General features: G+C 52.6%; 3 protein-coding genes and 1 pseudogene. 1 reads left to right on the forward strand and 3 read right to left on the reverse strand.

The annotated features are described in order from the left end of the window. Nucleotides 1-3: 3 nt before the first annotated feature. From zorA1 to KGB27_RS09555, 3 genes and pseudogenes are all read right to left on the reverse strand, one after another. On the reverse strand, nucleotides 4-2,196 hold the full coding sequence (zorA1, locus tag KGB27_RS09545) for a type I Zorya anti-phage system protein ZorA1 (protein ID WP_223554144.1): 2,193 nt from the start codon (nucleotides 2,194-2,196) through the stop codon (nucleotides 4-6). A 943-nt stretch (nucleotides 2,197-3,139) separates the two neighbouring features. After that, the gene (locus tag KGB27_RS09550) at nucleotides 3,140-4,750 is read right to left on the reverse strand and encodes a hypothetical protein (protein ID WP_223554146.1); all 1,611 of its coding nucleotides are present in this window, start codon (nucleotides 4,748-4,750) and stop codon (nucleotides 3,140-3,142) included. Between the two features lie 439 nt (nucleotides 4,751-5,189). Next, nucleotides 5,190-5,297 (reverse strand): annotated as a pseudogene (locus KGB27_RS09555) (transcriptional regulator); the annotation flags it as partial. Between the two features lie 83 nt (nucleotides 5,298-5,380). Here KGB27_RS09555 and KGB27_RS09560 point away from each other — a divergent pair. Further along, nucleotides 5,381-6,787 carry a DUF2252 domain-containing protein gene (locus KGB27_RS09560; protein ID WP_223554149.1) on the forward strand — a complete coding sequence of 469 codons (1,407 nt, stop codon included), beginning with the start codon at nucleotides 5,381-5,383 and terminating at the stop codon, nucleotides 6,785-6,787. Nucleotides 6,788-7,436: the final 649 nt, after the last annotated feature.

Raw genomic sequence — 7,436 nt, forward strand, 5'->3', positions numbered from 1 at the left:
CCGTTACTGCCTGATTCGTTCCATGATGTCGCCGAAGTCTTCGAGACTTTCTTTGACCCCTTCTACCCCACCGGCCAGGCTCTTGACCGCTTTATCAAGCTCGGCGTCCAGGCTACCCAGAGTTTGTCTCAAGACCCGGTCCATGCCATCACCGAACTCTTTGAAGCCGCTACCCAACACACCACTGATGTTTTCCAGGTACTCGTACACTTCACGGTTAAGCGCCTGCATCCGCTCGCTTTGAACCTTCAGGTCCTGGAGGTACTGGCTACGACCACTGGCCTCCCCTTGTGCACTTGCGACAACCCCTTCGATGACCGCGAGCGTTTTCGCCAGCGCTTCACGATTGTTTCGGTAGTCCGCGACCACGGTGTTCAACTCACGTGATGCCTGTGCAAGCTCAGTACCTGCGCCCTGAACTGTTCCCATCAGACCCGCAGTCGACTCACTGGCTCGCGCAACGCTTTGCCCGGCCGTTTCGAATCGCTCAGCCGCAGCCCGCATCTTGTCTGCCCCTAGCTGCATGCTCTGCAAATGCTGCTCTGTCTGGGCACTCAATGCCTTGACGGTGTCCTGCGCAGACTTCTGTTGCTCAGACACTGTTTGCAGCAACGCCTTAACCTGCTCGTTAAGGCCGCCCACCAAGTCACGGGTGCCTTGATGCAGGTCAGCCTGTGCAGCGCGGGTGGTTTGATCCATCTGCTGCTGGCCGTGCTCCAATTGCTTGAAGACTGCCGAGAGTTGCCCACCCAGCACCTCAACGGAGCCCGCAATTTTTGCCATGGTTTCCTGTTGTCCCTGGCCGATGTTCTGCTTGATCGACTCAACAAAAGCCTGGAGATTTTCAGCCATTGCCTGTTGGCGAGCTTCGCTTTGAGCAAACAACTTCTCCAATTGCTCGGCCATTCGAGCGCCAGCCCCCTCCCCTTCGTTGCCGATACGGGCAACCGAGGCCTGGAGATTGACGAGCATCTCGTTCATCCCCGCTTGCATGGCGTTCTGTCCGGTCTGCATGTCGGAGAGTAACTGGGCGATCATGGTCGAGCTGTTTTGGGTCGATGACTCGCTAGCCGAACGCATATCCTGGATCAGTGTGGAAAAGCCTTGCTGCATCGACTGCATGGCAGCAACGGATTGCCCCATCAGTTCGTGTAGGCCATTGAACTGTTGGCCAAACGTACCTTCCAGCTTATTCATGAAGGCAACCAGAACATCCTGAAGAAGGTTCTGTACTTGCCCCGACTGCTCGCCACTGGCGGCCTGAACAGCACCCGCGATAGCTTCAAGCGGAGATTTGAGACTGTTCTCGATGGCACCACTCACCTGATCGGCCAGCAACTGCCCGGAGTCTCGGTAAGTGGTTGACAAGGTTTCCGCTAATTTGAGGCTTTCGCGGACTTGGGTATCAACGAGGTTCTGCAGCATTTCACGCAGGTCGGTAACCAGGCTGTCCTTGAGCTGACGGGTTTGCACCGAGCTTTCAGCACTCGAGCGTACAAGCTCCGCCAGATATTCCTCACCGACACCGCTGTCGAAAAGACCGTCGATGGTTTCGTTGAACGTTTCAAGGAGCCTGTAGCATTGCCCCAGACGCCACTTTTCAGTGATCGTGACGGCGATGGAAGCCATGATTGAAATAAAGGAGCCAATGAACGCAAACAACACGTCCTTGAGCAGCTTATCGACGCTGGCATTGACCTGTTCCGGGGTACTCGGATCAAAATGCTGAAGGCCAAGCATCAAGCCAAAGAAGGTTCCAACAATACCGATACCCGTCAAAATTCCAGGTAGGTGTTTATAGAATTCGGTCCCCAGCGGTGTATCAACCACGCTTTGCGGTGAGAAAAAATGCGCCGCGCCAGCGGTGGCGCGCGACCGGACCAGGACCTGCTCACCTTCCTGAAACTCAAACTGGTCATGCAGCGTTTCAGCGTACTCGTGCCAGGAGTGCTCCAGCTTGCTTCCAGTGAACAGTCGCTCCAACTCAGACCGCCGTTGAGATGGGGCGAGCGCTTTCACACCCTGCACGCGTTTAGTCAGATTTTTCAGCTGACTGCCCAGTTTGAAGGATCTACAAAAATAACGGAAAAAGTACCAGGCACATAAAATGAAAACGAAGCCAACTACAATTTTTGGAGCAATCAACTGCTCGGAGCTTGCTGCACCCCATAGATGCAACAGCGTCGAAAAATCCATACTTTCCGCCTTCAGTTAAGCAATTTTTTGATGTTCAGGACGCCTGCGACACCCACGCTGATGCGTCAATCGCCAATCCCGCTGGCGATCAATGACAGCACCTTGCTCGGCACGCGTTTTTCAGGGCACAACAAATTCGGAATGGAAAGGCGGTAGTGTCACTACGGCTGATCAGCAACCTTCCGTGGACAAATGTTGGAATATCATGTCCTTATGCCAGTACCTTAGCCTGAGCCTTAACCATCGTAAAGCTGGACGCGATCAATGGATCCCTGATCTGAGGAAACCGCCAGGTTTATCGGTTACGCTCTAGATCCGCTCACAGAGGGGCGACTTCCGTGCCCTCGCCGGATTCCCCTCTCCCTTCTGCAAGTTGAACACTCTTCAGAATTTTTGATTCGCTTTAGCCAATGCACGGACCATCATTTCAATACGGTCGTGTCGTTCATCGGTGGCTATTTCAAAGCACCACTTGATGAAGTGGTATTCCAATAGGTATTCCAGAAATAAAATTAACCGATTATTTTCTATAAAATTCAATTAGATACGCGATCAGTTCAGATTACCCCGGCCCACCAAACAAGCTAGACAAAAAAGGCACTTGGCGATTATCGCAAGTGCCTTTTTTGTGTCCGCATGGTTGGGCTTCGCTCGTTGATCAGTCGCCAGGCAGCCTGACGAAAGGAGCAGCGCCTCTTCAGGATCGCGCATTCGCTGCAACATTTACCCCCCACATCGCCATCAGTCACAATGGTTGGCTATAGCAACGCCTTGATCACGCGTTGTCGCTGAAAATAAAGAAAGCCGTAAATCCTCGGAAAATTGAATTTTTACGGCTTTTTTACCTGGGGGCTCTCCATTCAATTCGGCCAACCACCTAAAACGCCACACCTCCATACGCGGTGCGCCATAGCAAACGATTTGATGAGTACATGACCCACGACTACTTCAGGATTTCGCATCGGACCCTATTCAGTACATAAGGACCGAACTGTTGTGTGCTTAAATATTTCAAGACACCTCCATGATGCTCACCGCAATAAATATCAAGATACTCAAGCATCTTTTCACTGGATATCACGGGCACTCCAGTCTTATCCAGAAGTTTATCAACCATCCCTCGGCCTCCTGCAGCCTCTGAAAAAGCGACTGAAAAAGGCGCAAGCGTAGAAACGCCCAGACCGTAAAACTGATACTGCATCGCCGTCATTGCAGCGCCCATTACAGGATAAATAGCTTCAAAGGGTACGCCAACCCCCCATACAACTATCGGGTAATCAGGGAAGTCGTGAAAAGATTCACTGGCTGCTACTATTCTATTTTTTGAGCCTTCAACTTCCGGATATAAATTTACCACCGTGATCAACGCAGCCACAAGCGGGATAGCGACACTCAACTTCTTGCGCCACCCCGAAGCCATCACAGTAAAAAACGGAGCAATTAACAGCAAGCCGACAAGTGGAACATATACCCGCAAGATCCCAGGGCGCCCCAACAACCCAAATGCAAACATCGCAGAAACACACAAACCCCAACTTACCGCCAATCGCCAACTTGGCCTGATTAATAGCAACGATAACGCAGCCAATACAGAAACCAAGAGCACAGGATGCCACAAGACCTGGATTCCTAGCCAACCGTTACCCAGTGCAATGTCCTGAGTCGGCACGGCGCCCAACTCGTCCAGCATTGCCTGTAATACTTGCGGCTTTGCAACAACTGAATCCACAAAAAACCAGTTTTCTATCAGGCTTACATCATTAGAACTGTAACCATGGTGCGATAGAATATCCTGCCGCTGCTTAAGGTTTTCTGCAGCACCAAAATCCGTAAAAGGGGCGCGCGCTGGGTTAAGCTCACTGAATGCTCCCCATTCGTCGCCCTGATAGGCTCGGTGGTCGATGAAGGCTGCTACTGCCACCGCCAAAGCGAGAACAACAAAAGAAATTTTCGCCTGTTTTAGTAAAAGTATTTTTTTCCAGCGAAGTAGCGGCCATGCAACGAGAAGCACCAGCAAAAACTCATGACTTCTAATCATATAGCTAAAAAAGGCTAGAACACAGCCGTACACCAACATTCGAAAATCACGTTCCCTCTCATACAAATGCCAGCAGACAAATGCGGCCACCATCAAAAGACCAGAGTTAATGGTGAATTGAGGAAAAAGTGTTGGGCGCGCAAGCAAAAGTACTAATACAGACAAACAACCCAAGTAACTCACGCCAAGCCGGAACAGCCCATTAACAACAAACGCCCCAACTACAACCAGAGTCCCCATGGTTGCAATGGAATAACCTAATACACCATTAACTTCCGGAATAAATCGTACAAAGTACCCCCACAAAACGTTTGAAAACATAAGGGTCGGTGGAGAACCACTGGATGCAATACCATAACCATGAGCGATCATCGACATTGCAACATCATCATTTGTTTCCCATATCGGAAACAACAATGAACAAAGCAATAATACAAAACAAGTGACCAGAGCGAAAGAGCCGGCTAAAATCAGGCACTTCGAATTCATGACTGGCTTAACTTTAAAATCAATCACAAACTTCCACCATTTCTTCCACAAAGACAACCAGCATGACGACATCCTTTGCTGCAATTCGACCACTGTTATTTTTTTAACAACTATTAAATTAGACGATACTTTACAATAAAGCCCTGCACTCCACCTATTGTTTTTCTAAAATATTTCGGTATCAGCCGGCTGTTAAAACAGTACCACGATCCGGACGTCTACTCATACTGGTCGTGTTTTTTGTTGAGCTCCCACCACTCTCGGTCGACGTAATGTCCTGGCTCAGAAAAAGGCTCCTGGTGGTTTTCCCAGTGCCTTTTTTTGTGCCAGTAGAATCGCCAACGAGACTACATCAACGTGTCGTACTCCAGGTCTTCCTGCGCCGTGGACAGTCGTTGCACACCAGCAACGACAGCGTGAACCCGTAACCAAAGAAGCCTCGGTCAAGGCGAATTACCGCCCTTCAGTAAGCAAGCATGCTCACCGAAAGAGCGCCCTTCTCCACAGCAATGACTTTGCGCCGCGTCAATCGGGCAAGTTCGGCGAGTTTCGCTTGCGTGAGGCCACGATTCATACGCTTTCCGCGTTTTTTTCTATGAACGAAGTTTCATGGCCCTCCTACACTCAATCCGCACAAGCCCACAACGCAGAGTCGCCATGACCACCCTCAAAGACCGCTTGAAGCAAGGCAAGGACGCTCGAAAAAACTGCCCTCGCAGTGCTCAAGCGGCCACCGGAAAAACCAATCGTGACCCGCTGCCACTGATCAAGCGCTCCAGCGAGGGACGGGTCAATTCTCTGGTCGAGTTGCGCTACGGTCGCATGCTGGTGTCGCCATTCACCTTTTATCGCGGCAACGCGCTGTTGCAGGCTCACGACCTGGCCGGCACGGCGAACATGGGTCTGGTGTCGACGATCTGTGGTGACAGTCACTTGATGAACTTCGGCGGTTTCGCCACGCCGGAACGCAACCTGCTGTTCAGCGTCAATGACTTCGATGAGGCCCATCCCGGCCCCTGGGAGTGGGATGTCAAACGTCTGGTGGCGAGTTTCATGGTGGCCGCCCGTGACCTGCGCCACGGCGAAACCGTGGAAGAAAACGTCTGCCGCGAAGTGGTCGCCGCGTATCAGCAAACGATGCTCGAGTGCGCGGAGCAAAGTGCGTTGGAGACTTGGTACGAGTCCATCAGTTATGACGATCTGCGGCAACAGGCGAGTAAAGCCACGCTGGAGCACGTGGAGCGCGCCATCGCCAAAGCCGAACGCCGCACCCATGCCGAATTGTTGCCGAAAATCAGTGAACGTGACGCCGCAGGCCGTCTGATCATTCGCGATGACCTGCCGGAAATTTTCCATCTGCACAAAAACACCACGCTGCTGGATGCCGACGATGACTGGCTGCGGCTCGCGGACTGGCGACCGCTCTACGAGACGTTCATGAATGAATATCGGATGACCCTGCAAGCCGACCGGCGCGGGCTGCTGTCGCGCTTCAATGTTCAGGACCTGGCGTTCAAAGTGGTCGGCGTCGGCAGTGTCGGCACGCGCTGCCTGGTGGCGCTGCTGACTGACGAGCAAGAGTTCCCGTTGTTCCTGCAATTCAAGGAAGCACGGCGGTCGGTGCTCGCCGATTACGTGAAGGCCAAGTCTCGCGTGCGGCATAACGGTCAGCGCGTGGTCGATGGCCAACGGCTGATGCAGTCCGCCAGTGATCTGTTCCTCGGTTGGACCACCGGCCCCAACGGTCGCCATTTTTACGTGCGTCAGTTGCGCGACATGAAAATCTCCGCCGAACTGGAAACCTTCGACGCCGAAGCCTTTGCCGCCTATGGCCGAATCTGCGGCCGCGCCCTCGCCCGTGCACATGCCAAATCGTCCGGGCATGCCGCGCAGATCAGCGGTTATATCGGCAAAAGCGATGCACTGGCCGATGCGCTGTTCAAGTATGCGAAATCCTATACCGAACAGAATGACCAAGACTTCGAACGCTTCCAGCAAGCCTGTCGCAAGGGGCGTTTGCGGGCACGGTCGGAGGCGGACTTTGCGGCCGATCATTTGCCGTAAGCCCCGACTTTGCCGCGGCGCAGATGAATTTTTCTTCACCCCATCGCGCCCCGGCAACCGGTACATTGCGCTCGCTCATTCAAGAAACTACGGTTTGCCCGCCCTCCCGCGGGCTTTTTTTTGGTTCTTCACGGATTACCGGGAAAGACGCTCTTGGTCTTCATGAAAAAGAATTCGCTGTCCCGGTAGCCGTACGCCATCCGCTTGATGACTTTGCTCACGGATTACGCGTACGACCGCAGTCGCCTGTAGGAGCGAGCCTGCTCGCGATGGCGGCTTCACTGTCGATAAAAATGTCGTCGTCATTGCAGGACATCTCCTACCAAAAACGAAGAAAACGCCCACAGATTTTTAAGGTTGTTGCTCGGAAGCGGGCTCTTTAGTCTTTGCTTGTCACTGAAAACTCAGTGATCGGGTGTGAGAACCTGGCAACTTATGGTCATACAGAGCCTGTAACCGCATAATCGCGCCAGCTTATCCGCTGTCCGCAAATGCGTTATGGCGGCTGTGTGCGGGCAGACTTTGGTCTGGCCCGGGTGTCCATGACCGGTTTTCTCACCCCGCACATAGCTGCCACCTCTTAGCCGCGTGGGAAACGGCAAGCGGCGGCTCCAACGCAAAAGGAAAATTTGTATGGACAAATTAATCC

The organism is Pseudomonas sp. BF-R-01, from assembly GCF_019946615.1.
Classification (GTDB): domain Bacteria; phylum Pseudomonadota; class Gammaproteobacteria; order Pseudomonadales; family Pseudomonadaceae; genus Aquipseudomonas; species Aquipseudomonas migulae.

Excerpts from the sequence above, each read along its gene's own strand:
- zorA1 (WP_223554144.1), bottom strand. The coding sequence starts at position 2,196 with ATGGATTTTTCGACGCTGTTGCATCTATGGGGTGCAGCAAGCTCCGAG.
- KGB27_RS09560 (WP_223554149.1), top strand. The coding sequence starts at position 5,381 with ATGACCACCCTCAAAGACCGCTTGAAGCAAGGCAAGGACGCTCGAAAA.